Origin of the sequence: Streptosporangium lutulentum (genome assembly GCF_030811455.1) — a bacterium.
GTDB lineage: Bacteria > Actinomycetota > Actinomycetes > Streptosporangiales > Streptosporangiaceae > Streptosporangium > Streptosporangium lutulentum.
In genome coordinates this window covers 7,141,066-7,165,721 of sequence record NZ_JAUSQU010000001.1, presented here as the reverse complement: position 1 = coordinate 7,165,721, position 24,656 = coordinate 7,141,066, and the positions used below count along the sequence as shown (strand labels likewise).

The 24,656-nt window shown below is 69.5% G+C and carries 25 protein-coding genes and 1 pseudogene; 15 read left to right on the top strand and 11 right to left on the bottom strand.

Annotated features, from left to right (window positions below; translation table 11 throughout):
* Window positions 1-32 precede the first annotated feature (32 nt).
* Window positions 33-593 (top strand): TetR/AcrR family transcriptional regulator, encoded by a 561-nt coding sequence (locus J2853_RS32030; RefSeq protein ID WP_307564439.1) that lies wholly within the window; start codon window positions 33-35, stop codon window positions 591-593.
* Here the strand turns inward: J2853_RS32030 and J2853_RS32025 are convergent.
* Window positions 569-1,141 (bottom strand): hypothetical protein, encoded by a 573-nt coding sequence (locus J2853_RS32025; RefSeq protein ID WP_307564438.1) that lies wholly within the window; start codon window positions 1,139-1,141, stop codon window positions 569-571. The two genes, J2853_RS32030 and J2853_RS32025, sit on opposite strands and share 25 nt — an antisense overlap.
* Window positions 1,142-1,310: 169 nt before the next feature.
* On the opposite strand from J2853_RS32025, the gene J2853_RS32020 reads away from it, so the two are divergent.
* The gene (locus J2853_RS32020) at window positions 1,311-1,850 is read left to right on the top strand and encodes a hypothetical protein (protein WP_307564437.1); all 540 of its coding nucleotides are present in this window, start codon (window positions 1,311-1,313) and stop codon (window positions 1,848-1,850) included.
* A 180-nt stretch (window positions 1,851-2,030) separates the two neighbouring features.
* Here J2853_RS32020 and J2853_RS32015 read toward each other — a convergent pair whose 3' ends face one another.
* The 6 genes and pseudogenes from J2853_RS32015 to dnaK form a co-directional block, all read right to left on the bottom strand.
* Window positions 2,031-2,945 carry a hypothetical protein gene (locus J2853_RS32015; RefSeq protein ID WP_307564436.1) on the bottom strand — a complete coding sequence of 305 codons (915 nt, stop codon included), beginning with the start codon at window positions 2,943-2,945 and terminating at the stop codon, window positions 2,031-2,033.
* A gap of 89 nt (window positions 2,946-3,034) precedes the next feature.
* Window positions 3,035-5,617, bottom strand: a complete 2,583-nt coding sequence (gene clpB, locus J2853_RS32010; protein ID WP_307564435.1) for an ATP-dependent chaperone ClpB — start codon at window positions 5,615-5,617, stop codon at window positions 3,035-3,037.
* A gap of 148 nt (window positions 5,618-5,765) precedes the next feature.
* Window positions 5,766-6,018 (bottom strand): annotated as a pseudogene (locus tag J2853_RS32005) (heat shock protein transcriptional repressor HspR); the annotation flags it as partial.
* Between the two features lie 2 nt (window positions 6,019-6,020).
* Entirely contained in the window at window positions 6,021-7,217 is a 1,197-nt protein-coding gene (gene dnaJ / locus J2853_RS32000; protein ID WP_307564434.1) for a molecular chaperone DnaJ, read from the bottom strand.
* A gap of 34 nt (window positions 7,218-7,251) precedes the next feature.
* Window positions 7,252-7,851 carry a nucleotide exchange factor GrpE gene (gene grpE / locus J2853_RS31995; protein WP_307564433.1) on the bottom strand — a complete coding sequence of 200 codons (600 nt, stop codon included), beginning with the start codon at window positions 7,849-7,851 and terminating at the stop codon, window positions 7,252-7,254.
* Window positions 7,852-7,879: 28 nt separating this feature from the next.
* Complete coding sequence (dnaK, locus tag J2853_RS31990) at window positions 7,880-9,757, bottom strand: molecular chaperone DnaK (protein WP_307564432.1); 1,878 nt, start codon at window positions 9,755-9,757, stop codon at window positions 7,880-7,882.
* A 193-nt stretch (window positions 9,758-9,950) separates the two neighbouring features.
* Between dnaK and J2853_RS31985 the strand changes: the two genes are divergently transcribed.
* The 6 genes from J2853_RS31985 (at window position 9,951) to J2853_RS31960 (ending at window position 14,543) form a co-directional block, all read left to right on the top strand.
* Entirely contained in the window at window positions 9,951-10,529 is a 579-nt protein-coding gene (locus J2853_RS31985) for an RNA polymerase sigma factor (protein WP_307564431.1), read from the top strand.
* Window positions 10,522-10,899 carry a hypothetical protein gene (locus tag J2853_RS31980; protein ID WP_307564430.1) on the top strand — a complete coding sequence of 126 codons (378 nt, stop codon included), beginning with the start codon at window positions 10,522-10,524 and terminating at the stop codon, window positions 10,897-10,899. The genes J2853_RS31985 and J2853_RS31980 overlap by 8 nt, the downstream gene beginning before the upstream one ends.
* Window positions 10,866-11,699: a hypothetical protein gene (locus J2853_RS31975; RefSeq protein WP_307564429.1), complete on the top strand. Its 834-nt coding sequence runs from the start codon at window positions 10,866-10,868 to the stop codon at window positions 11,697-11,699. Before J2853_RS31980 ends, J2853_RS31975 begins: the two co-directional genes overlap by 34 nt.
* Window positions 11,700-12,390: 691 nt before the next feature.
* On the top strand, window positions 12,391-12,774 hold the full coding sequence (locus tag J2853_RS31970; RefSeq protein ID WP_307564428.1) for a group I truncated hemoglobin: 384 nt from the start codon (window positions 12,391-12,393) through the stop codon (window positions 12,772-12,774).
* On the top strand, window positions 12,775-13,896 hold the full coding sequence (locus tag J2853_RS31965) for a globin domain-containing protein (RefSeq protein WP_307564427.1): 1,122 nt from the start codon (window positions 12,775-12,777) through the stop codon (window positions 13,894-13,896).
* Window positions 13,896-14,543 carry a DivIVA domain-containing protein gene (locus J2853_RS31960; RefSeq protein ID WP_307564426.1) on the top strand — a complete coding sequence of 216 codons (648 nt, stop codon included), beginning with the start codon at window positions 13,896-13,898 and terminating at the stop codon, window positions 14,541-14,543. Before J2853_RS31965 ends, J2853_RS31960 begins: the two co-directional genes overlap by 1 nt.
* A gap of 67 nt (window positions 14,544-14,610) precedes the next feature.
* Here J2853_RS31960 and J2853_RS31955 read toward each other — a convergent pair whose 3' ends face one another.
* Window positions 14,611-15,087: a hypothetical protein gene (locus J2853_RS31955; RefSeq protein ID WP_307564425.1), complete on the bottom strand. Its 477-nt coding sequence runs from the start codon at window positions 15,085-15,087 to the stop codon at window positions 14,611-14,613.
* Window positions 15,088-15,215: 128 nt separating this feature from the next.
* Here J2853_RS31955 and proC point away from each other — a divergent pair, with 128 nt between their 5' ends.
* Entirely contained in the window at window positions 15,216-16,010 is a 795-nt protein-coding gene (gene proC, locus J2853_RS31950; RefSeq protein ID WP_307564424.1) for a pyrroline-5-carboxylate reductase, read from the top strand.
* 74 nt (window positions 16,011-16,084) lie between these two features.
* Window positions 16,085-17,323, top strand: a complete 1,239-nt coding sequence (locus tag J2853_RS31945; RefSeq protein ID WP_307564423.1) for an MFS transporter — start codon at window positions 16,085-16,087, stop codon at window positions 17,321-17,323.
* A 134-nt stretch (window positions 17,324-17,457) separates the two neighbouring features.
* Here J2853_RS31945 and J2853_RS31940 read toward each other — a convergent pair whose 3' ends face one another.
* The 3 genes from J2853_RS31940 to J2853_RS31930 all read right to left on the bottom strand — a co-directional run bounded on the left by J2853_RS31940 (window position 17,458) and on the right by J2853_RS31930 (window position 20,409).
* Window positions 17,458-18,213 (bottom strand): ABC transporter permease, encoded by a 756-nt coding sequence (locus J2853_RS31940; protein ID WP_307564422.1) that lies wholly within the window; start codon window positions 18,211-18,213, stop codon window positions 17,458-17,460.
* Window positions 18,210-19,169 (bottom strand): ABC transporter ATP-binding protein, encoded by a 960-nt coding sequence (locus tag J2853_RS31935; RefSeq protein ID WP_307564421.1) that lies wholly within the window; start codon window positions 19,167-19,169, stop codon window positions 18,210-18,212. The genes J2853_RS31940 and J2853_RS31935 overlap by 4 nt, the downstream gene beginning before the upstream one ends.
* 76 nt (window positions 19,170-19,245) lie before the next feature.
* A complete protein-coding gene (locus tag J2853_RS31930) occupies window positions 19,246-20,409 on the bottom strand; it encodes a sensor histidine kinase (RefSeq protein ID WP_307564420.1) in 1,164 nt (387 codons plus the stop codon).
* A 188-nt stretch (window positions 20,410-20,597) separates the two neighbouring features.
* On the opposite strand from J2853_RS31930, the gene J2853_RS31925 reads away from it, so the two are divergent.
* The 5 genes from J2853_RS31925 (at window position 20,598) to J2853_RS31905 (ending at window position 24,652) form a co-directional block, all read left to right on the top strand.
* Window positions 20,598-21,761, top strand: a complete 1,164-nt coding sequence (locus J2853_RS31925) for an acetoin utilization protein AcuC (protein WP_307564419.1) — start codon at window positions 20,598-20,600, stop codon at window positions 21,759-21,761.
* 93 nt (window positions 21,762-21,854) lie between these two features.
* Complete coding sequence (locus tag J2853_RS31920) at window positions 21,855-22,694, top strand: phosphatase (protein WP_307564418.1); 840 nt, start codon at window positions 21,855-21,857, stop codon at window positions 22,692-22,694.
* Window positions 22,695-23,016: 322 nt separating this feature from the next.
* Entirely contained in the window at window positions 23,017-23,220 is a 204-nt protein-coding gene (locus tag J2853_RS31915; RefSeq protein ID WP_012887307.1) for a helix-turn-helix domain-containing protein, read from the top strand.
* 281 nt (window positions 23,221-23,501) lie between these two features.
* A complete protein-coding gene (locus tag J2853_RS31910) occupies window positions 23,502-23,600 on the top strand; it encodes a 30S ribosomal protein bS22 (protein WP_018654693.1) in 99 nt (32 codons plus the stop codon).
* A 23-nt stretch (window positions 23,601-23,623) separates the two neighbouring features.
* Entirely contained in the window at window positions 23,624-24,652 is a 1,029-nt protein-coding gene (locus J2853_RS31905) for an NAD-dependent epimerase/dehydratase family protein (RefSeq protein ID WP_307564417.1), read from the top strand.
* Window positions 24,653-24,656 lie beyond the last annotated feature (4 nt).

The window sequence follows — 24,656 nt, the reverse complement described above, 5'->3', positions numbered from 1 at the left end:
CCCAGAGGCGGAGCGCACGGCGCGTCGAGAGGATGCTTGACGCGTGTGCCGATCTGCTGGACGAGGTCGGCTACGACGCGCTGTCCACCACCCGGATCGCCGAACGCGCCGGAGTCGCGATCGGCTCGGTCTACCAGTTCTTCCCCGACAAACGGGCCGTCATCCAGGCCATGACCCGGCGCCAGGTGGAGCGGCTCGTCTCCCGGATCGGGAGGCGCTTCCTGTCGGAGGACTACGCCGGCTGGTGGGACGCGGTCGACGCGATCATCGACGAATACGTGGAGATGCACAGGTCCGTCCCGGGTTTCCGATCCCTGCACTTCGGCGACGTGGTCGACCTGAACCTGCTCGACGCGGTGTCGGACAACAACACGGTGATCGCCGGACGACTGCGCGGCCTCCTTCTCCAGGAGTACGGCCTGGCCGACAGCGAGAAGATCGACCTGGCCGCCCTGGTCGCCGTGGAGGCGGGAGACGCGGTGCTCAAACTGGCCTTCCGGCACGATCCGAAGGGTGATCCGGAGATCGTGGCCGAGGCCAAGCGCCTGATCCGGGGATATCTGAACCGTCAGTTCGCCGGGACGTCGGGCTGAGGCGACTCGGGGGCCGGGCTCTCCTGCCGGGCTCTCCGGTAGGCCTCCGACGGCAGGATCCTCTCGGTGACGGCGCTCAGCCCGGGGGCGATGAGCCTCTCCACGCGCTCGCGGATCTTGCGCCTGCGCTCAAGCTCGGTCAACCGGCGCACCTCCTCGGTGATCTCCTCGTCGAGCCTCGCCTCAAGGAGTTCGTCCCCGCGGATCCTCTTCTGGAGAAGCCTCTCCGTCTCGCGTTCCAACGGCCCGGGGACGATCGCGGTGGGTCTGTGCGGTTGCCTTCCGTGCTCCTGTCCGGAACTCTCCATGGCCTTGCAGGGGGTGGGGGCGGGTACGGCGGCCCGGGACCGCCGAGCCTGGCGGACCAGTTCGATCTCCTCGGCCAGCTCCTCGTGCCTCTCCTGCCGGAGCCGGCTCTCCAGGGAGAGCAGCTCGCTGCGGGCCTGTTCGACGGCGTCCATCCTGGCGGACAGGTATCCGGCGGACCCCGGAACGATCGCGGAAACGGCCACCAGGAGTGTCAGAGTGAAGGTCGTCTGCTTGGACATGCCCATCGCAGCCCTCCCAACGAGGTCACTCCATTACCAGGAGTCCCGGCTCATATGCCCGTTTTGCTGGAGGGACACGCGCACCGTGACCAGTCGTTTACCTAAGGTCGTGTGACCAATACCTGCCGTTGTCCGGACGAAATCGAGCGCCGCTCGGTACTCTCGCGATGTGGCACATGTGACACGTGAGCAACTCGATCGATTGCTTGAGCAGACACTTCTGGCCGACGATCACGAAGACCTGGCCCGGCGGCTGGAAGCCCTGGTAGAGGCATACGTGACCGGTGACGTATCGCGGTCGGCGATCCTCTTGCTCGCGGCGGAGGAGTGGCGGCAGGCCGGACAGCCGGCCCACGCCCTCGACTGTTTCCAGCGGGCGGTGGACGACGGGGGCGAGGTGAGTGTCGACCCCCGGGCCGGGATCGCGGACACCCTCTTCGAGCTCGAACAGGCGGATGAGGCGCGGGAGGTGATCGAAGCGATCCGGGCCGACGGCGGGGTCACCCCCGCCACCGCCCTCACGGTCGCCGAGACCCTCGTCGCCTACGGCGACCTGAGGGAGGCCCATCGCTGGGCCACCGAGGGGGCCCACGAGGCCGCGGAGGGCGGCAGTGAGCACATCGCGCTGCTCAGGACCCGCTACCGGATCCGGGTGGATCTGGGCCTTCCCGAAGACGAGCTCGACGCCTTGCTGGACGCCTCGCACTGAACGCCGGCGGACGGCTCCCCGCCCGATCCGGCGCGCCGGTGGGTCGGGAAACGCGGCCGGCTCCTCGCCTGATCCGTCGTGGTGACGGGGCAGGCGCGTCGTGGCCGGTGGGTCGTGCCGACGGAGAAGGGCCGTGATCCCCCCGAATCACGGCCCTTCTCCGTCGAGCGACCCCGCCGGCTAGCCGAGTCCGAGACCCGAGGACACCGTGCTCAGGGTCGAGGGCCGGGAGACCTCCTCCGCGTCCTCCAGCGGAGCGATCCCCGTGCCGTCCTCCATGCCGTCCAGCGGGGCGACCTCCGCACCGTCCACCGGAGCGGCGTCGTCCGGTGCGGCGTCGTCCACGAGGTTCTCCGGCACGGGCGGGACCTCCAGCCGGATCGCGCCGGGAAGGTCCGTGCCCGGGCCGGGAAGGTCCGTGCCGGTTCCGGGCAGGTCCGTCCGGGACGGGCTCGCGTCCACGCCGGGCGGGTTCGTGCCGGGCGCCTCTTCCGTGCGGGCCCTCACCGGGATCGGCTCCGGCAGCGGCATGTCGCCGGACACCGTGCCACTCGGTCCGGGAAGGCCCGGGAACCGGGAGACCTGGACCGGCGACCCGTCCGCTCCGGTGCCGGGCGCGCCCGGCAGGCCGGGCAGGTCCGGGGTGGTGGACAGGGTGCCGGCCCACCGCCGTTCCAGGGGCAGAGACTGGAAGCCGATGCCCCTGGCGGCGCCCGCGGGGTCGGCGAAGCCGACCATCCCGGCGGCGCCTCCGCCGTCGGTGAAGCCGATCGCCCCGGCGTCGGTGAAGCCGACCGTTCCGGAGGCCCAGGAGAGACCGGGCAGGCCCGCGGCCCGGGCGAACGGGTCCACGGTCCTCGGGGCTCCGTAGCCGGCGGGGATCATTATCTCGCCGCCGGTCGCGGTGATCCCGGAATCGCCGATCCCGTCGCAGATCGCCGCCCCGTAGCCCGGCGCCCCCACCACGCTCACCACGTCCCGGCCCTGGCAGGGCACGACCTCCGCCGACGCAGGAATGATCACCGCCCAGTTCACGCCGGCCATGAGCGCCGCCGTCGCGAGGATCCCCCTGACGTTCCGTGATGCGTTAGACATGCGCGTTTCCCTGTTCGTTTTCGGTAATCGGATGAGTGCCGAACGTAACAGCGGGGTTTTGAAGGGGGATCCGTTTGGCCCAACGATGGTTAAGCCATTACCGGGCCGATCGCCAGGGTGTCGTTCGCCTCGTCGAGGTCGACGAGGACCTCGTCTCCGTCGTGGACCTCGCCGGCGAGCACCTGCTTGGCCAGTTTGTCGCCGATCGCCGACTGGATGAGGCGGCGCAGCGGGCGTGCGCCGTACAGCGGGTCGTAGCCGGTCAGAGCCAGCCAGTCGCGCGCCGCCGGGGTCACGGTCAGCGTGAGCCGCCGATCGGCCAGCCGCGCGGCCAGGTGCGCCACCTGGAGGTCCACGATCCTGGACAGCTCCTCCGTGCCGAGCGCGTCGAACAGGATCACGTCGTCGAGCCGGTTGAGGAACTCGGGCTTGAAGGCGTTTCGCACCGCGTCCATCACGGTCTTCCGCTGGGTCTCCTTGTCCAGCTTCGGGTCCACGAGGAACTGCGAGCCGAGGTTGGAGGTGAGGACCAGGATCACGTTGCGGAAGTCGACGGTCCTGCCCTGCCCGTCGGTGAGCCGCCCGTCGTCGAGGACCTGGAGCAGGACGTCGAAGACCTCGGGGTGGGCCTTCTCGACCTCGTCCAGCAGCACCACGGTGTACGGCCTGCGCCGCACGGCCTCGGTGAGCTGGCCGCCCTCCTCGTACCCCACGTAACCGGGAGGGGCTCCCACGAGGCGCGCGACGCTGTGCTTCTCGCCGTACTCGCTCATGTCGATGCGGACCATCGCCCGCTCGTCGTCGAACAGGAAGTCCGCCAGCGCCTTGGCCAGTTCGGTCTTGCCGACACCCGTCGGGCCGAGGAACAGGAAGCTTCCGGTCGGCCTGTCGGGGTCGGAGATGCCCGCGCGTGCCCGCCGTACGGCGTCGGAGACGGCCTGGACGGCCGGCCTCTGGCCGATCAGGCGCTTGCCGAGCTCCTCCTCCATGCGGAGCAGCTTGCTGGTCTCACCTTCGAGCAGGCGGCCGGCGGGGATGCCGGTCCATGAGGAGATGACCTGGGCGATGTCGTCGGGGCCGACCTCCTCCTTGACCATCGGGTTCTCGGGCTGGGCGGCCGTGCTGGCCTCGGCGAGCTCGGCCTCCAGCTTGGGCACGTCGGCGTACATCAGCCGGGAGGCGGCCTCGAAGTCACCGTCGCGCTGTGCCCGCTCGGCGGCGCCGCGCGCCTCGTCGATCTGCTTCTTGAGGTCACCGAGCCGGTTGAGCCCGGCCTTCTCCCGCTCCCAGCGGCCGACCAGGCCGTTGAGCTCCTCCTGACGGTCGGCGAGCTCTCTGCGGAGCCGCTCCCGTCGCTGGACGCTGCTCTCGTCGGTCTCCTTGGAGAGCGCGAGCTCCTCCATCTTCATCCGGTCCACGCTCCGCTGGAGCTGGTCGATCTCCACGGGACGGGAGTCGATCTCCATGCGGAGCCGGGAGGCGGCCTCGTCGATGAGGTCGATCGCCTTGTCCGGCAGGAACCTGGAGGTGATGTAGCGGTCGGAGAGGGCGGAGGCGGCCACGAGCGCGCTGTCGGCGATCTGGACCTGGTGGTGCGCCTCGTAGCGGCCCTTGAGGCCGCGCAGGATGGCGATGGTGTCCTCGACGTTGGGCTCGCCCACGTAGATCTGCTGGAAGCGCCGCTCCAGGGCGGGGTCCTTCTCGATGCGCTCGCGGTATTCGTCGAGCGTCGTCGCGCCGATCATTCGCAGCTCGCCCCGGGCCAGCATGGGCTTGAGCATGTTTCCCGCGTCCATCGCGCCCTCGGCGGCACCGGCGCCGACCATGGTGTGCAGCTCGTCGATGAAGGTGACGATCTGGCCGTCGCTCTCCTTGATCTCGCTGAGCACGGCCTTGAGGCGCTCCTCGAACTCGCCCCGGTATTTGGCGCCGGCGACCATCGCGCCCAGGTCCAGGGCGATCAGACGCTTGTCGCGCAGGCTGGAGGGCACGTCACCCGCGACGATCCGCTGGGCCAGCCCCTCCACCACGGCGGTCTTGCCGACGCCGGGCTCGCCGATGAGCACCGGGTTGTTCTTGGTCCTGCGGCTGAGCACCTGGATGACCCGCCGGATCTCCGAGTCGCGCCCGATCACGGGGTCGAGCTTGCCCGCCCTGGCCCGCTCGGTCAGGTCGATGCCGTACTTCTCCAGCGCCTGGTAGGTGTCCTCGGGCGTCGCGGTGGTCACCCTGGCGTGCCCGCGCACCTGCTCGAAGGCGTCCAGCAGGGCGTTGGGAGTGGCCCCCTGCGCCTTGAGCAGTTCGGCGATCGGGCCGCCGTCGGCGGCGAGGCCGACCAGCAGGTGCTCGGTCGAGACGTAGTCGTCCTCAAGCCGGCGGGCCCGCTGGGCCGCGGTGTTCAGCACGGTGAGCAGTTGCCGGGAGCTCGACGGCGCGCTGACCGTGGAGCCCTGCGCCTTGGGCAGGGCCGCGAGCCGCTTCTCGGCGTCGGTGCGCAACTGCTTCCAGTCGGCGCCCACGGCCTCCAGCAGGGGGACGGCGGTGCCGCCGGTCTGGGAGAGAAGTGAGGTGAAGAGGTGGGCGGGGGCGACCTCGGGGTTGCCCTCGGCGGCGGCCCGGCGGATGGCGGACGAGACCGCCTCCTGGCTCTTCTGCGTGAGCTTGTAGTCCATGCTTGTGTGCCTCGCTCCGTTTGGAGGTAAAGCCCCCCCGGGACCTCATGGAGTCAAGCGGGTGGCAATTGATACTGGATCAGGGCGCGGATCATGGTCATCTCCGCGCGCAGGCGGTGGTTCTCGTCGCGCAGGCGCAGCGCCTCGGTCTCCAGCGACAGGATCCGCTTGATGCCCGCGAGGTTGATGCCCTCCTCCTGGGAGAGCCGCTGGACCTCGCGGAGCATCACGATGTCGCGGGTGGAGTAGAGGCGCCCGCGACCCGCCGTCCGGCCTGGACTGACCAGGCCGAGACGGTCGTACTGGCGCAGGGTCTGCGGGTGCAGACCGGAGAGCTGGGCGGCCACCGAGATCACGTAGACGGGAGTGTCGTCCGACAGATCGAAGTAGTTGGCTTCCATGGCTACTCGCCTCTGGCCTGTTGGATCAGCTCGGCCCTCGGGTCACCACCCGCCGTGGCGTCGCGGAACTCCTCCAGGGCGCCACGCGCCTTGTCCTCCAGCTGTTGCGGCACCAGAACCTCGATCGTGGCGAGCAGGTCGCCCTTGGTGCCGTCCTTGCGGGCCACGCCCCTGCCCCGCACCCGGAAGGTGCGGCCGTTGGGGGTGCCCTCGGGGATGCGCAGCGTGACCGGCATCCCCTTGAGGATCGGCACCTTGATCTCCGCCCCGAGCGCGGCCTCGGTGAAGGTGACCGGAACGGTGACCGTGAGGTTCTCACCCGTCCTGCCGAACACCGGGTGCGGCTTGACGTGGATCAGGACGTACAGGTCACCGGCCGGGCCGCCGTTCTCACCGGGAGCGCCCTTGGCCTTGATCTTGATGCGCTGGCCGTCGCCGACCCCCGCCGGGATGCGCGCCTGGATCGTGCGGGTGCTCTTGCCCCGTCCGCTTCCCTCGCACACCGGGCACGGGTCGTCCACCAGCAGGCCGCGGCCCTTGCAGTCGCGGCACGGCTCGGAGAAGGCGAAGTTGCCCAGGTTCCGGCTGGCCGCGCCGGTGCCCTCGCAGGTCGGGCAGACCCGCGGGGTGGTCCCGGCCTTGGCGCCGGTGCCTCCGCACGCCGTGCACGCGGATGAGGAGGTCAGGCGGAGCGACACCGTGGCGCCCTCGACCGCCTCGCCGAAGGAGAGCGTGACCTCGGACTCGACGTCCTGGCCGCGTCGCGCCCTGGTGGTCGTCCCGCCGGCGCGGCCGGTGCCGCCACCCCGGTTGAAGAGGCCGCCGAAGAGGTCGCCGATGCGCTCTCCGGTGCCGCTCTGCTGCTGGTTGGTGCCGCCGAACAGGTCCCCCAGGTCGAAGGGGAACCCGCCGCGGGAAGCTCCCCCGCCCCCCGTGTAGCCGCCGATCCCCGATCCGAACAGCGTCCGCGCCTCGTCGTACTCCTTGCGGCGCTTGGTGTCGGACAGGATGTCGTAGGCCTCGGAGACCTCCTTGAACTTGGCGGTGCTCTCAGAGGCCCCCGAGCTTCCGGGGTTGGCGTCCGGATGGTACTGCCTGGCCAGTTTCCGGTAGGCCTTCTTGATCTCGTCCGGGGTGGCGGTCTTGGGCACACCAAGGACGGCGTAGTAGTCCTTCTCCAGGTAGTCCTTGGTGCTCATCTTCGTTCCTTATCAGAGATCAAGTACGGGGGTGTCAGTTGTCGCCCGCGGCGGGCTCTTCGGGCTCCGCGACCGCGACCCGCGCGGGGCGGAGCACACGCTCGCCGATCCGGTAACCGGGCTGCAGGATCTCCACGCAGGTCGGCTCGGTGACATCGGGGGAGTAGCTGTGGATCAGTGCCTCGTGCACCGTCGGGTCGAAGGGCTCGCCCTTGGTGCCGAAGGTCGTCAACCCCAGTTTCCCCGTGGCCGCCTCCAGGGACTCGCTCACCTTGGCGAAGCCGCCGGTGAGCTCTCCGTGGTCGCGGGCCCGGCCGATGTCGTCGAGAACCGGCAGCAGCTCGACCAGGGCGCCGGCGACCGCCTGCTCCCTGACGGCCGCCCGGTCGCGCTCCACCCGCTTGCGGTAGTTGGAGTACTCCGCCTGGAGACGCTGCAGGTCCGCGGTGCGCTCGGCGAGCTGGGTGGCCAGCTCGATCGAGGCCAGGTTGTCGGCCAGGGAGGGCTGGTCGGCCTGCTCCCCGGTCTCCTCGCCCGCCTGCTTCGGCTGACGCACCTGTCCCGTCTCTGGGTCGATCTTGCGGTTGTCGCGGATAACCGGCTCCTCCTCGGAACCGTTCTCGCGCGTGCTCACGCTCTTGCTCCCCTCGACTTTCCCGCGGTCACTTCTTGCCGTCTTCGGGCTTCGGCTCGTCGTCCACGATCTCGGCCTCGACCACATCGTCGTCCGCCTTCTGGCCGTCCGCGGTCTCGGCGTCGGTGGTGCCGGTCTGACCCTCGGCGCCCTGCGCCTGGGCCTGGGCGTAGATCGCCGAACCCATCTTCTGGCTGACCGTGGCGAGCTTCTCCGCGGAGGCGCGGATCGCGGCCGAGTCGGTGCCCTCGAGGGTCTTCTTCAGGTCGGCGACGGCCTCGTTGACCTCGGTCTTGACGTCGTCCGGAACCTTCTCGGAGTTCTCGCCGAGGAACTTCTCGGTCTGGTAGACGAGGGAGTCGGCGTTGTTGCGCGTCTCGGCCTCCTCGCGACGCTGCTTGTCCTCTTCGGCGTAGGACTCGGCCTCGCGCATCATGCGCTCGATGTCGTCCTTCGGCAGCGCGGAGCCGCCGGTGATCGTCATCGTCTGCTCCTTGCCGGTGCCGAGGTCCTTGGCGGAGACGTTGACGATGCCGTTGGCGTCGATGTCGAAGGTGACCTCGACCTGCGGGATGCCGCGCGGCGCCGGGGCGATGCCGGTCAGTTCGAAGGTGGCCAGCTTCTTGTTGTAGGCCGCGATCTCGCGCTCGCCCTGGTAGACCTGGATCTGCACCGACGGCTGGTTGTCCTCGGCGGTGGTGAAGACCTCGGAGCGCTTGGTCGGGATCGTGGTGTTGCGCTCGATGATCTTCGTGAAGATCCCGCCCTTGGTCTCGATGCCCAGCGACAGCGGGGTCACGTCGAGCAGCAGGACGTCCTTGACCTCGCCCTTGAGCACACCGGCCTGGAGCGCGGCGCCGATGGCCACGACCTCGTCCGGGTTGACGCCCTTGTTGGGCTCCTGGCCGGCGGTCAGGTTCTTGACGAGATCGACGACGGCGGGCATACGGGTCGAGCCGCCGACGAGCACCACGTGGGCGATGTCGGAGACCTTGATCCCGGCGTCCTTGATGACCTGGTTGAACGGGCCCTTGCACCGTTCGAGCAGGTCGGCCGTGATCCGCTGGAACTCGGCGCGGGTGAGCTTCTCCTCCAGGTGGAGGGGGCCCTCGGCGGAGGCGGTGATGTAGGGCAGGTTGATGGAGGTCTCCGACTGGCTGGAGAGCTCGATCTTGGCCTTCTCAGCGGCCTCACGGAGGCGCTGCAGGGCCATCTTGTCCTTGGTCAGGTCGACGCCGTGCGCGTTCTTGAAGCGGGTCGCGAGCTCGTCGACGACACGCTGGTCCCAGTCGTCGCCACCGAGGTGGTTGTCGCCGCTGGTGGCCTTGACCTCGACGAAGCCGTGGCCGTCCTCCTGGCCGACGTCGAGCAGGGACACGTCGAAGGTGCCGCCGCCGAGGTCGAAGACGAGGATGGTCTCGTCCTTCTCCTTGTCGAGGCCGTAGGCGAGCGCCGCGGCCGTGGGCTCGTTGATGATGCGAAGCACGTTGAGGCCGGCGATGGTGCCGGCTTCCTGGGTCGCCTGACGCTGGGCGTCGTTGAAGTAGGCCGGGACGGTGATCACCGCGTCGGTGATCTTCTCGCCCAGGTAGGCCTCGGCGTCCTGCTTGAGCTTCTGCAGCACGAAGGCGCTGATCTGCTGCGGGGAGAACTTCTTGCCGTCGATCTCGACGGACCAGTTCGTGCCCATCTCCCGCTTGACCGAGCGAATCGTCCGGTCCACGTTGGTGACGGCCTGCCGCTTGGCGACCTCGCCGACGAGAACCTCGCCGTTCTTCGCAAAGGCGACCACAGACGGGGTGGTCCGCGAGCCCTGCGCGTTGGCGATGACGGTGGGCTCACCGCCCTCGAGGATCGAGACGACGGAGTTGGTCGTCCCCAGGTCGATACCTACCGCACGTGCCATGAGTACGTCCTTGTAGTCAAAGTTGAGTCGATGCGACTCATACTGGAGTCTCGCGTGACGTTTGTCAAACGACTTGAGTCTAGTGGGCTCAACCCTGATTCGGATGAAAGCATTCCCGGCTTCCGGGCAACAAGGGACGTCCCCCGGCGCGGCCGGGATACGCCTTCTGTCCCCCTACAACGAAGGAACATGAATGATCGCTCCCCCTGATCTCGGGCCGCGGCCCGAGATCGGCGAGTGGTCGCCACGCGACGATTTCGACCGGGTGTTCAACGCCCACTTCGCCGAGATCCATCGCTACATCGCGCGGCGCCTGGACGTCAACGCCGCCGACGACCTCGCGGCCGACACCTTCCTCGCCGCCTTCCGCGACCGCGACCGCTTCGACGCCGCCCGGGGCGGGGTCCGGCCCTGGCTGTACGGCATCGCCACCAACATCCTGGCCAGGCACCGCCGGAGCGAGGTGCGCCGGTGGAGAGCGCTCAGCCGGGCCGGGACGGACGAGCGCGTGGAGGGCCACGAGAGCACCGTCGCCACCAAGGTCGCCGCCGGGCAGGTGACCGGCCGGCTCGCGGGGGCGCTGGCCGGTCTCGCCAAGCGCGACCGCGACGTGGTCCTGCTCGTCGCCCTCGCCGAGCTCACCCACGCCGAGGTGGCAGCCGCCCTCGGCATCCCCTACGGGACCGTGGCGTCCCGTCTGAACCGGGCGCGCAAGCAGCTCCGCAAGGCATTGGGCGACGTCAACCCGCTGAAGGAGGCCCACGATGGATGAGATCACCCTGCTGTCGTCCTCGCTGCCGGACGCGCCGCCGCCCGCGCCCGAGGTCGTCGCCCGTGCCCGCGCCCGTCTGGCCGCCCACGAGGTACGGCGCCGCCCGCGCCACACCTGGGCGCTGATCATCGGAGCCGCCACGGCCACCGCCGCCGTCGTCACCGCCGCCGCCCTGGCCGCGACCCTCCTGGCCCGCGCGCCGGCCCCCGTGTCGGCCCCGGCGTCGCCGACGCCGAAGAGCGGCGCGCGACTGCTTCTGAACTCGCGGACAGGGTGGAGAGGCTACCCGCCGAGACCGGGGCCTACTGGAGGTCGCGGATCCTCCACAGGACTTCGGTGCAGGTGGGCACGGCCTCCGCCCGCTACTTGATCGCCGCCACGGGGGACATGAGCGAGTGGATTCCGGCGGATCCCGGGGCGCTGCCCGTCTACGAGACGCAGGAGAAGAGTTTTGAGCCGCTCACCGCGCAGGATGAGCGGATCTGGCGTGAGCAGGGCTCTCCGAAGCACTGGAAGGTGCCGAACAGCTGCATGCCACCGAAATTCCCCGGCTGCGGGAAGCAGATCATCCCCCGCGGCGAGCCGTCTCCCCGCCACCTCCAGTTCGGGGCGCCTTCCAAAGGACGGCCCTCCGATCGCTCCGTGTCCTCCTTCACCCTCGCGGAGCTGGCGGCTCTCCCGGCCGATCCGGCACTGTTGAGGAAACGCCTGGCCGGATATTACGCAGCGAAGGTGAAGCGAGGCTTCAAGGGAACCTTTGAGGAATTCCTCGTGGGGGGCGTGCCGAGGATGCTCGGGCTGCCGGTCAGTCCCGGCGTCCGGGCGGCGCTGCTCCGGCTGTACGTGGAACTGCCCGGAGGCGTGTCCGTCCGCGAGATCGTCGATCCGCTGGGCCGCTCCGCCCTCGCCGTCGATCCCCGCGGCCACGAGTTGTGGGAGATGACTCAGCTTGTGTTCGGCGACCGTCTGGTCCCGGTCAGGCAGGAGACCGTCCTGGACCCACTGACCGGTATGAGACTCGGTTTGCGGTTCGTCACGGTGCGTGTGGAGGACGGATTTCCGAAGGGCACGGTGCTCGCCAGCGAGACCGTCAGCGAGGTGGGCTGGACCGACGAGCGGCCGGTGCTTCCCCCGGGCTGCCACCCGAAGAGCGGCGGCGGCTGCCCCTGACCCGGTGAAACCGTCGGTACGGCTCCCGCACGCCGCGGGAGCCGTACCGACGCTCAGGGCCTGGCGCCGTCGACGATCTCGCGGTGACCGGGGGGCGTTTGAGCGTGACGGTCGTCACCTTCGCGGGTCCCCGGAGCGCCGGGGGCCGACGGCGTCGCGGGTCGCGCCCACCGCGCCGAAAGGGCCGGAAACGGGCAGCTCGTCGGTCGTCATCCCTATCGATCTTTCGGGTGACAACGGCGGTCGCCATCGGGTGCTACCTGTCTGATACGGAGGTTTACTCCGGAATGTCACAAATGTTAAGAAACATAACTTTTGGGTAAAATGAGCAAAAAGATACAAGTTTTGTTTTTGTGACATTCGATGTGATTAATGCTTAGATGGGCGAAGGTTGTAAATGATCCACATGTTGCAATCTTGAGCGCCGCAGGGGATTTCATGGCCTGCCCGGCCTCAGGGAGAGTGACGGCGGAGATCGCACAGTGCGTTCCCGCCGCGCGGTGCTCCGCTGGGTTGACGCGACCGTTCCTCGTCCTTCGAGGCCGCCAGACGATGGTTCTCGTAGGTGTGAGGGGTGCGGTCGCCCGCCCGTGACGCGGGGTGGCTGCGAGGAGTCAAACAGTCAACGCGAAGCACACATCGCCGTGATGACGATTGTGCGGCCATATGTGTGCGATATCCAGGAGGTTTCGTGGCAGACCCGTCTTCGTACTACGAGTCGATAGGTGGCGCGTCATCCGTCCGGGAAGTGGTCGACCGCTTCTACGTGGCCGTGCTCGACGACGCCGACCTCAAGCCGTATTTCGCCGATGTGGACATGCCGGGCCTCAAGCGGCACATGGTCGCCCTGCTCGGTTCGGTGCTCGGCGGCCCGAAGCCGTACGAAGGCCGTGAACTGGCCGACGCGCACAGGGGAATGGGCATCGCGGGAGAGCACTACGACAAGGTCGGCGACCTCCTCGTGACGGTGCTGCGGGGCCAGGGGGCCGACGAGGAGGTCGTGCGGCACGTCGTCCACACTCTGGGCCAGGTGCGGGGGGCCATAGTGGAGGAGCCCACCGGGGTGGCCGGCTAAGTGGACGCGCAAGCGCTGAAGGACAGCTGGCATCTGGTCGCGCGCTCCGGCGACCAGGTGCCGCTCTTCTTCTACTCCACCCTGTTCCTGATGCATCCCGAGACGCGGGACATGTTCCCCGTGTCCATGGCGGCCCAGCGCGACCGGCTCGTCAGCGCGCTGGGGCGTATCGTCAGCAACGTCGACAGGGTGGACGAAGCGGTCCCGTTGATCCAGCAACTCGGCCGTGACCACCGTAAGTTCGCCGTCGTCGCCGGGCACTATCCGGCCGTCGGTCACGCGTTGCTCGCCACGCTCCAGCACTTCCTCGGCGACCGGTGGACTCCCGCTCTGGCGAACGACTGGAAGCAGGCGTACGAGCTGATCGCGAAGGTCATGATCGACGCGGCCGACGCGGCCTCGGCCACCTCGCCTCCCTGGTGGGAGGGCGAGATCATCGGCCACGAGCGGCTCACGCTCGACATCGCGGTCATCCGGGCCCGGTTGAACTACCCGTACCCCTTCCGTCCCGGGCAGTCGGCGTCGTTCTCGTTCGCCCTGCGGCCGAGGTTGTGGCGCTTCTACTCCTTCGCCAACGCGCCGCGCCGGGACAACACCATCGACCTGCACGTACGGGTGGTCGACGGCGGGACGGTCAGCACGGCACTGGTCCACGGCGTGCAACGCGGCGACATCCTGCGCGTCGGGGCGCCGGTGGGCGACAGACTGACGCTGAATCCGAACCTCCCCCGAGACCTCCTCCTCATCGCCGGCGGCACCGGTCTCGCCCCCCTCAAGGCACTCGTGGAACAGGTGGCCTATGAGGGGCCGACGCGCAGGGTCCACTTCTTCGTGGGCGCCCGGACGTCCAGGGAGCTGTACGACATCGAGGCGCTGACCAAACTCGAAACCGAATACCCGTGGCTGAGCGTGGTGCCCGTCGTGTCCCACGACGTCCTCTACCGGGGCGAGCGTGGCCAGGTGGCCGACGTCGCGTTGAGGGCCTGGCGCGGGCAGGAGGTCTTCGTATGCGGTTCCGGCGAGATGGTCGGGGCCACGGTCACGCGTCTGGTGGAGGCCGGCGTGCCGAACGAGCAGATCCACTTTGACGAGTCCACCACTGGCGAAGGTAAGGAGCCTTGATGGGCGAGATGACGTGGGAACACCACTCCTCACGCGACTTCCGTCCGCTCACACCGGATCAGGTGCGCAAGAAGCAGTTCTCTCGCGCGAAGCTCGCACGCCGCGGCTACAGCGAGGAGGAGGTCGAGTCCTTCCTGTACCGCGTGGCGGACGAGATGGCGGGCGGCGACAAGGAGAAGGCCGACCTGCGCGCGGAGATCGACCGTCTCAAGAACTGGTACAAGAACCAGGGCGCGGACGTCGCCGATCCCGGCATGGGGCAGCCTCGGGTCAGCATCGACGCGGTCAACATCCTCTCCCGAGCCCAGCAGACCGCCGACGCCCAGATAGCCGAGGCCGAGGACTACGCCCGCAGGCTCGTCGGCCAGGCGCGCCAGCAGTACGAGCTGACCCTTCAGGAGGCCCAGCAGCGAGCCGAGGAAGCGGCCGTCGAGGCCGTGGACGCCTACCGCTCCAGTGGTGTGGTCCAGTCGGCCGAAGCCGAGGAACTGGAGAGCCGCATCGCCTACCTGCGTACCTTCGCGGAGGTCACGCAGGTCCAGTTGCGCGCGGTTCTCGAAGGGCTGGCGAACGAGGTCAACAAGCTCGGCAGCCTTCCCAGCAGGAGCCGGCAGGCCGCCACCGACCCGTTGACACGCCACGGCTGAGGACCCTTTCGCCGGCCCCTCGGCGCCCCTGACCGGTGCCGGGCCCTGTCAGGAGCGGGGCGTCCGGTCAGGGCTTGGCGCCGTCGACGATCTTGCGGTTGCCCAGGGGCTGCTTGAGCTTGACGGTCGTCGTCTTCTGGATGGCGATCTCGATGCAGGCGACGTTCTGGGCCTTGCTGCTCGACCCCTCCCAGAGGGTGACGGTCACCTGCGTGGCGGTCTCGCGCACGGTGACCCGGTCGAGCACGGTGCAGGGCTCCACCCCGGACCACCAGACGATCCGCAGGCTCCGGCCGTCCTTCGACGGCGTGGCCTTGAGCCACCTGACCTTGTGGGGATTGTCGGCGTGGCCCTCGGGTTTGACCGGTTTGGGAGTGCCTTCCGTCGGCTCGGTCCGGGGCGGCACCGTGTGGCCCACCGGCTGGGAGGGTTCGGTGCCCGTGGCCACGGCGCTGGATTCGGCGCCCGTGCTCACGGTGCTGGGTTCGGTGCCGCAGCCCAGGGTCAGCAGCAGGCTTCCGGCCACAAGAGAGGTCGCGATCATACGCATGTCCCTACAACGGATCGAAGCCACGAGAGGTTCAGGGCCCGCGTGGTTCTCAGGATGATTTCCTCGGTGACGAGGCCGATAAGCTGCGAGGAGTTTCCTCCTCTTGACTTCGAGGTGTTCCCATGATCGCGATTCTTGGAACCGGCAAGATGGGCGAGGCGCTCCTGTCGGGGCTGCTGCGGGCCGGGTTCAAGCCTGACGACGTGCTGGCGACCACCCGGCGCGCGGAGCGTGCCGGGGCCCTTGAGGAGCGGTACGGCGTGCGGGTGGTCTCCAACGCCGAGGCCGCGGAGAAGGCCGGCACGATCATTCTCGCGGTCAAGCCGCAGGACATGGCCTCCCTGCTGGAGGAGATCGCCGCGCACGTCCCGGCGGACATCCTGGTGATCTCGGCGGCGGCGGGCATCACGACCTCCTTCGTCGAGTCGCGCCTGGGCGGCGACGTCCCGGTGGTCAGGGTGATGTCCAACACCCCCGTGCTGGTGGACGAGGCGATGAGCGTGATCTCGGCGGGCGCCCACGCCTCCGAGGAGCACCTCAAGCGCACCGAGGACCTGCTGCGGCCGGTCGGCAAGGTGCTGCGCATCCCCGAGTCCCAGCAGGACGCCGCCACCGCGCTGTCGGGCAGCGGCCCCGCCTACTTCTTCTACCTCGTCGAGGCCATGGTCGACGCGGGCATCCTGCTCGGCATGCCCCGCGCCGCCGCCCTCGACATGGTCACCCAGTCGATCGTCGGGGCGGCCATCATGCTCCGCGACTCGGGTGAGCACCCGGTGATCCTCCGCGAGGCGGTCACCTCTCCCGGCGGCACGACCATCGCGGCCATCGCCGAGCTGGAGCGGCACAGTGTCCGCGCCGCCTTCCTGGCCGCCATCGAGGCCGCCAGGGATCGCGGACGCCAGCTCGCCGAGGGCTGACCGCCCCCTCTATTAGGAAACTTTCCTACATACGGCATCATTTCCACCAGAACTCCGGTGGGAACGAGGTCGTCGTGGTGCAGGCCGTACAAGCTGGTGACCAGCGGGAGCAGGCGGGGCCCGCGGTCTGGTCGCGGAGCTTCACCCTGTTCTTCACCGCGCGGTCCGTCTCCATGCTCGGCGCCGCGATGGTCCCGTTCGCGACGGCGATCGGGGTGGGCGGGCTCGGGTACGGCTCGACAGGGGTGGGGCTCGCGCTGGCCGCGTGGATGGCGCCCTTCGCGGTGCTCATCCTGTTCGGCGGGGTGTTCGCCGACAAGTTCACGCCGCGCCGCATGATGATCGGCGCCGACACGGTCCGGGTGGTGAGCCAGGGGATCAGCGCGGCGCTGTACATCTTCGGCAGGCCGGAGCTCTGGCAGATCCTGGTCATCGCCGCGGTCAACGGCGTCGCCGCCGCGATGTACCAGCCCGGGGTCTCCAGCACGGTCCCGCGCGTGGCCCGGGACGTGCAGAGGGCCAACGCCACCCTGCGCGTCTCCGAGGCGATCATGCTGCTGGCCGGGCCGGGCGTCGCGGGCGCCATCGTCGGCTTCTCGGGCGTCGGGGTCGTCTTCGCCATCGACGCCGCCGGGTTCGCGACCAGCGCGGTCTGCCTGCTCCTCCTGCGCCTGCCCGCGGTCGCCTCCCCGCCCGCGGAGGAGTCGATGTGGCGCAATCTGCGCGGCGGCTGGCAGGAGTTCCGGTCCAGGACCTGGATGTGGTCGGTGATCCTGGTCTGGGCGGTCTTCGGCGTCACCCTGTTCGGCCCGATGCTCCCGCTGGGCTCGATCCTCGTCACCGACCAGCTCGGCGAGACCGCCTACGGCCTGGTCATGTCCGCCTCCGGTGCGGGTACCGTCATCGGCGGCCTGATCGCGATGCGGATCCGCCCGGGACGGCCGCTGATGGCCGGGGCGATCGGCCTGTTCGGCTTCGCGCTGGAGCCGCTGTCCATCGCCGGGGCGATGCCGCTCCCGGTCCTGATGGGCGCGCATGTGATCGGCGGCGTGGGCTGGGCGTTCTGGTCGGTCATGTGGGCCACGAGCATCCAGACGCATGTGCCGCCGGAGGCGCTCAACCGCGTCACCGCCTACGAGGTCGGGGGATCGACCCTGTTCGTCCCGGTCGGTCAGGTGCTCGCCGGCCCGGTCGCCGGGGTGGTGGGGGCACCGGAGCTGCTGACCGTCTCCTCGATCGTGGCGGTCGCGGGCTGCGTCACCCTGCTCCTGCTGCCGGCCGTCCGGGGCCTGCGCAGGGCGGCCCCCGCCTGACCGGCCCCGCCGGTGCGGCCCGTACGCGGCGGGCCTCGGCGGGATCGGGCTCGTGTGCGGCGGGCCTCGGCGGGATCGCTCGACGGGCGAGGTCCGGCGGGGGAGCGGCGGTCCGGGAGGCCGGGCCCGGTGGTTCAGGCGTCGCGGCGGTTCATCAGGATCGCGGCGGCGATCATCGTCACCGCGATCCAGGCGCAGTACACCCCGAATCCGGCCCACGGTCCCAGCGCCCCCTCGGCCGTCCGCGTGGCCATGATCTGCTGACCGGCGTTGACGGTGACATACCGGTCCCAGTCGCCGGGCAGCGCGGACGCCATCGGAGGCAGGACGAAGATCAGGCTGATGACCGCGACGATCGCCCCCGCCGCGTGCCGGACCAGCGCGCCGACCGCCAGCCCGAACAGGGCGCTCGCCGTCAGGTAGAGCCCGGCCCCCAGGACTGCGCGGAGCACACCGGGATCCCCCAGGGACACCTGCGAGCCGGTGGGCGCCAGCAGCGCCTGGCCCGCGAGGAAGGAGACGAGCGACGCCCCCGTCGTCACGATGAGGACCGTGACCGCCAGAACCGCCGCCTTGGCCGCCAGCGCGCGAGGCCGCCGCGGCACCGCGAGGAACGTCGTGCGGATCATGCCCGTCCGGTACTCGCCGCTGATCACCAGCACGCCGAGCACTGCCGTGGCCAGGGTCGCGAAGCCGGCGCCGAACAGGCTGATCGTCGTGGCGTCGAAGGCGGCCGCCATCTGCGGTGCCAGGTCGTCCCACGACGCGGTCATGATCATCGAGAACCCCGCGCCAACGGCGATCATCAGCACCGCCGCGGCGAGCAGCGTCCACATCGTGGAGCGCACCGAGCGTATCTTGGTCCATTCGCCGAGCAGTATCCCGTTCACGCCCTCGTCCCTTCCGCTGTGTACTGCGCGCTGTCCCTGGTCAGTTCCATGTAGGCCGCCTCCAGCGTCGGCTGGACGAGCGTCACCTCGTGCAGGGCGATCCCGGCCACCGCGGCCACCTCGCCGATCTCCGCCGCCGTCATGCCCGTCACCCGCAGACGGTCTCCGTGCGACTCCACCGCCGGGTCCGCAGGCGACCCCACCATCGCCGCCGAGTCCCCGGACGGCTTCGCGGCCGCCGCCGACAGGAGCGCCGCGAGCTCGGCCGATCTCGGCGAGCCCACCCGGACGTAGGACTGCGAGCTGCGGTCGATGAACGCCCCCATTCCCGAGTCGGCGATGAGCCTGCCCCGGCCGATCACGATCAGGTGGTCGGCGGTCTGGGCCATCTCGCTCATCAGGTGGCTGGAGACGAACACCGTGCGGCCCTCCGCCGCCAGTTTCCGTATCAGCGTGCGGATCCACAGGATGCCCTCGGGATCCAGTCCGTTCACCGGCTCGTCGAACAGGAGCACCTCCGGGTCGCCGAGCATCGCCGCGGCGATGCCGAGCCGCTGGGACATGCCCAGGGAGAAGCCGCCGATCCGCCGTCCGGCCACCTCGGTGAGGCCGACCAGCTCCAGGACCTCCCCGATCCGTGAGGCCGGGATCGAGTTCCCCCGCGCGAGGCAGAGCAGGTGGTCGCGGGCCGTGCGCCCGCCGTGGACGGCCCTGGCGTCCAGCAGCGCGCCGACCTTGCGCAGCGGGTGCCGCAGCTCGCGGTACGGCGAGCCGTCGATGTGGACCGCGCCCCTCGTCGGCCGGTCGAGTCCGAGGACCATCCGCATGGTGGTCGACTTGCCCGCGCCGTTGGGCCCGAGGAAACCGGTCACCCGGCCGCTCTCCACGCTGAACGACAGATCGTCCACGGCGACGGTCGAGCCGTACCGTTTCGTGAGTTCCGTTGCTCGAATCATGATTCAAGCCTCGCCTCGCCCCGGCCGGTTCTCCTCCGCCCCGCGAAGGGTTCTCACCCTGGGAGCACGGTACGGCTCACGCCCCCGGCTGGGCCCCTGCTCCCAGATCGGCGGCCCCGGGCAGCGGGAACCGGGCGTGCACCCCGAAGCCGCCCTCCTGCCGGGGCCCGGTCCGCAACTCGCCGCCGGACAACGCCACCCGTTCGGCCATGCCGCCCAGCCCGAACCCGCCGGTCGGGGGTGCCTCGGCGCCCGGCCCGTCGTCCAGGACCTCCACCTCGACCGCGTCCGGCAGGTAGGCGAGCCGCACGCTGGAGCGGGCGCCCCGCGCGTGCTTGCGGGTGTTGGTGAGGGACTCCTGAACGATCCGGTAGATCGCGTGGTCCACGGCCGAGGGCAGGGCCACCGCGTCCCCGGTCACCTCCAGCCGCGCGGGCAACCCGGCGCGCGCGGCCTGCTCGACGAGCTCCGGCAGCGCCGACGTCCCGATGCCCGCCTGGTTCTCCGGCTCCGCGCCGTCCTCGGCGCGGAGCACGTGGAGGAGCTGTCGCATCTCCGCCATCGCGGCCCGCGCCGTCCGCTCGGCCGTGAGCAGGGTCTCCTGGGCCTTGCCGGGGTCGGCCGGCACCGTGGTCCTGGCCGCGCCCATGAGCACGGTGATCACGCTGATGTGGTGGGCCACGACGTCGTGCAGCTCGCGGGCGATGCGATGGCGCTCGGCCCGCACCGCGTTCTCGGCCGCCTCGTGCCGCCCGCGGTCCCTGAGCTCTCCCCGGAAGCGGATGTACTGGCCCAGCCCGACGAACAGGAGAGGTGTCAGGACCCCGATGGTCTGGTTGCCGGGGGGCCGGGGGACGACCAGCACCGTACCGAGCAGGTAGGTGCCCCAGGCGACGACGGCGAGAAGCCAGGCCGCCCTGTTCGAGGCGTGGCGGCCCGCGCTGTAGAGGGCGATGACGCCGGGCGTGGTACCCGGGCCGTCGACGCCGGCGACGACGCCGGCGAGATCGAAGGTCAGGGCGATCACCGCGACGGTGGCGGGACGGCTCCGCCGCCACAGGAGGGCCAGGCAGCCGGCCGAGGCGATCGCGACGCCGGCGATCTGGTCGCGCGGGTCGCCCCGGTGGGCGGCGAGCATCGCCGATCCCTCCAGGAGGAGGACCAGTCCGGCGAGCAGCGCGTCCTGGACGCGGGGACGCTTGAGAAAACGCCATGCGGCGCGGGGGGCGTTCAAGCGCATGCTCCGACGGTACGGCACACCGTACTTCGACAAAGTGTGCTTTTTTAACCGAAATAAGTTCGAATGTTTCGCTCGGATCAAAACGGCTTTCACCTCCGCGAAGGCCGTGTAAACCGGTGCCCGAATTCGTGCGGTAACGTCGGCCGAAAGAGGGAAGATCGAAGCACGCAACCGAACGGGGAGGATCCATGAGCCGGTCCGTGCGGGTCATCTGGGACGATGCGCTCACCTCCTACGACTTCGGGCCCGGGCATCCGCTCGCGCCCGTGCGGGTCGAGCTGACCATGGCACTGGCCAGAGAGCTCGGCGTGCTGGACGAGGTCGAGATGGGCGGGTGCGCGCCCGCCACCGACGACGAACTGGCGCTCGTCCACAAGCGCGACTACATCGAGGCCGTCAAGCGGGTCTCCGCGACGGGGCGGCCCGACCTGGCCCACGGGCTCGGCACCGCCGACAACCCCGCCTTCACCGGGGTTCACGAGGCGTCCGCGCTGATCACCGGGGCCTCCCTGGCGGCGGCCCGCGCCGTGTGGACGGGCGAGGCCGAGCACGCGGTGAACGTCGCGGGGGGCCTGCACCACGCGATGGCCGCCGTGGCGAGCGGGTTCTGCGTCTACAACGACCCCGCGGCGGCGATCGCCTGGCTGCTGGCCCAGGGAGCCTCCAAGATCGCGTATGTGGACGTGGACGTGCATCACGGGGACGGTGTCCAGTCGTTGTTCTACGACGACCCCAGGGTGCTCACCATCAGCCTTCACGAGAGCCCTCGCACGCTCTTCCCCGGCACTGGTTTCCCTCAGGAGACCGGAGCGGAGGGGACCGCGGTCAATGTGGCCCTGCCCGCCGGATGTGGCGACAGCGGCTGGCTGAGGGCCTTCCACGCGGTGGTACCGCCGCTTCTGCGGGAGTTCGCCCCCGAGATCCTGGTCACCCAGCACGGTTGCGACAGTCACGCCCTGGACCCGCTGGCCAACCTGATGCTCAGCGTGGACGGCCAGCGCACCGCGTACGAGGCGCTGCACGGGCTCGCGCACGAGACCGCGGGCGGGCGGTGGGTCGTCACCGGCGGCGGAGGATACGAGCTGGTGCAGGTCGTGCCCCGGGTGTGGACCCACCTGATCGCCGAGGTCTCGGGGCACCCGCTCGATCCCGCCACCGCCACCCCCGAGGCGTGGCGCCGGTTTGTCAAGGAGCGGACCGGGCAGACGGCACCGTTGACGATGACCGATGGCAGACATGCGGAATTTCGTGATTTCTCTGCTGGTTATGACCCAGCGGACGAGATCGACCGGGCCATCATGGCGACGCGGAACGCCGTCTTCCCCCTCCACGGGCTGGACCCACTCCCGTAATCGGAGGAACGAGGGAAGTCACCGGCACATCAACGCCCCGGTCGCGACACGTGGGGCCGCGGCCACGAACGGCTTCGAGTCAGAGGGATGCGGATGAGCGACGAGCGAGGTCAACGGCTGTCAGTGCTCGCGACGGGACAGGCCGTGCCGCCGCCGACCGTTGACGATCTTCGCGAGCATCTGGTCCGCACCCGCATCGCCGGTGAGGTGGCGACCAGCCGGGAGAACAACCTGGACCACTACCGGTCGCTGGCCAACCGGGACCCGCATCACATGTTCGGGCTGACGCCGGACGGCAGATGGTCCTACAGGGACGTGCTGGAGCTGATGGCCAAGTCCGCGGGCGTGGTGGCGGACCCCGGTCATCGTGAGGGCCAGGACACCATCGACCCCGACCGCACGATCGAGGCGACCGAGCGGATGGGCGACACGATCGCAAGCGTGCTCCGGGGCGGGAGCCCCCGGATCCTGATCGCCACGGGGCACCCCACCGGGCTGCTCACCGTCCACATGGCCCTCGCGCGGCTGGTGCGGGAGCGCGGCGCCACCCTGATGAGCACGGCCGAGGGCTGGTCCTACTGGGGCAACGGCTTCGGCCGCAAGCGCAAGATCCGCTACATGGACGACGTCGCCATGCTGGACGACCGCGGCGCCTTCGTGCACACCCACGACCCGGCCCCGATGCGGGCCATGATCGCCGAATTCGGCGACGAACGTCCCGACCTGGTCATCGCCGACCACGGCTGGGCCGGCGCGGCCGGCGAGGCGGGAATCCTCACGGTCGGGTTCGCCGACAGCAACGACCCCGCGCTCTTCGTCGGAGAGGCGGAGGGCAAGATCGCGGTGACCGTCCCGCTCGATGACAACGTGCTGCCCAGATATTACGAACCCCTGACGCACCACTTGGTCGAGAGGGTCCTGCGAGCCCTCTGAGACGGGGGATGCACAAATTGGGTCATCCCTATACGCGCTTTTCGCGCCTGCATTCCACGGAGCTCGCCGACCGTTTGCCAACTTTTTGAGGATTGTGGGCGACTCTAATAGGAGACAGTTGGTCCGTTCCAAGATCAATGCGAGGGGCACGGTCCGGCTGCTGGCCAGCGATTTCATCCGTTTCGCTGACATGGGGCTACGCAGGTTGAGAAAATAGGGGGTTTGCGCACTCGGAGTCCCGACTTACGCTGACGGCAGTACACGTGCGTGAGCAATGGCACCAGTGGGGATAACCCGGAAACACGTGCGGAAGAGGCGTCCGATGGGTGCAGGCGAAAGACCTCTCAGCGAGGTGAAGTTCCTGACGGTGGCAGAAGTGGCCACTGTCATGAGGGTGTCCAAGATGACTGTGTACCGACTCGTGCATTCGGGCGAGCTGCCGGCCATCCGGGTCGGTCGATCCTTCCGAGTGCCGGAGCAGGCGGTGCACGATTATCTCAGGGATGCCTACATCGAGGCGGGTTGAAGCAGGGGGACCTCGACACATAGAGCTGAGTGGCCGGAGCGCGACGAGCCGGCCGCGAGGCGATGAGGAGTGGTGAGTGGCTTACGGGTGCCACTCCTCCCGGTTCGGGCCGGTATGTGACGGGCTCATGCTTCGCTGAGGTAGCGACGTCATGACGTCGTGAGTTCAAGTGCCCGGGGTCTCCCAGGGGCGATCTACCGTGGATCGCCGGTAGGCTGTTGAGCCGGTGTGTGTTCGCGCACCGGTTTGGCAATCTCGGCTACCAGCTACCTGGGGGTCCCGTGGGCTCTGTGATCAAGAAGCGCCGTAAGCGCATGGCGAAGAAGAAGCACCGCAAGCTTCTGAAGAAGACCCGTATCCAGCGGCGTAACAAGAAGTAGTAACGCGGACTTGCGAGGCGCCGATGACCCACACCGTGCTTGTCACCGGGGTCTCGCGCCACATCGGCGCCCGAGTGGCGAGCGTTCTCGCGGCTGACCCGGACATCGACCGGGTCATCGGAGTAGATACGGTGCCGCCGCCCTCGCTCTCGTGTGATGGCGGCGTACCTCTCGGCCGGACGGAGTTCGTCCGCGTCGATCTACGCGGTCCCGACATCGCCCAGGTGATCGCGGCCGCCGACATCGACACCGTCGTTCACATGAGTCTGGTGAGCGCTCCCCCTCGGAGCGGCGGCAGAACCCTCATGAAAGAGCACAACGTCATAGGCACCATGCAGTTGCTCGGTGCCTGTCAGCGGTCCGCGACGGTCCGCCGTGTCGTCGTGCGCTCGACCACCGCGGTGTACGGCTCGTCCTCGCACGACCCGGCCGTCTTCACCGAGGACGCCGAGCCGGGCGAGCCGCCGACCCACGGCTACGCCAAGGACGCCTCCGAGGTGGAGGGCTACGTCCGCGGTTTCGCCAGGCGCCGGAGTGATGTGGCGGTGTCGACGCTCAGGTTCGCCAACTTCATGGGACCCGGCGTCGACTCTCCGCTGACCCGTTACTTCACCCAGACCCTCCTGCCGACCGTGTTCGGATTCGACCCCCGGCTCCAGTTCGTCCACGAGGACGACGCGGTCGAGGTGCTCCGGCGGATGGCGACGGAGGATCATCCCGGCACGTTCAACGTGTCCGGGGACGGAGTGCTGCTCCTGTCGCAGTGCGCCCGCAGGGCCGGCCTGCTCTCGCTGCCCGTGCCCTCTCCCGTGTTCCGTCTCATGGGCGAGCTCGCCCGGGGCGCGGGACTCGTCGACTATTCTCCCGAGCAGCTCCGCCTGATGTGTCACGGCCGTGTGGTGGACACCACCCTGCTGGCCGGGGCCCTCGGCTGGAGGCCGAAGTTCTCCACCGCCGCGGCCTTCGAGGACTTCGTCCGCGCGCGCGACCTGGGCGGCGGGCCTCCCACGACCATGACGGACCTGTTCTCCCAGGCTGTGGCGGCGAAGTGACCGA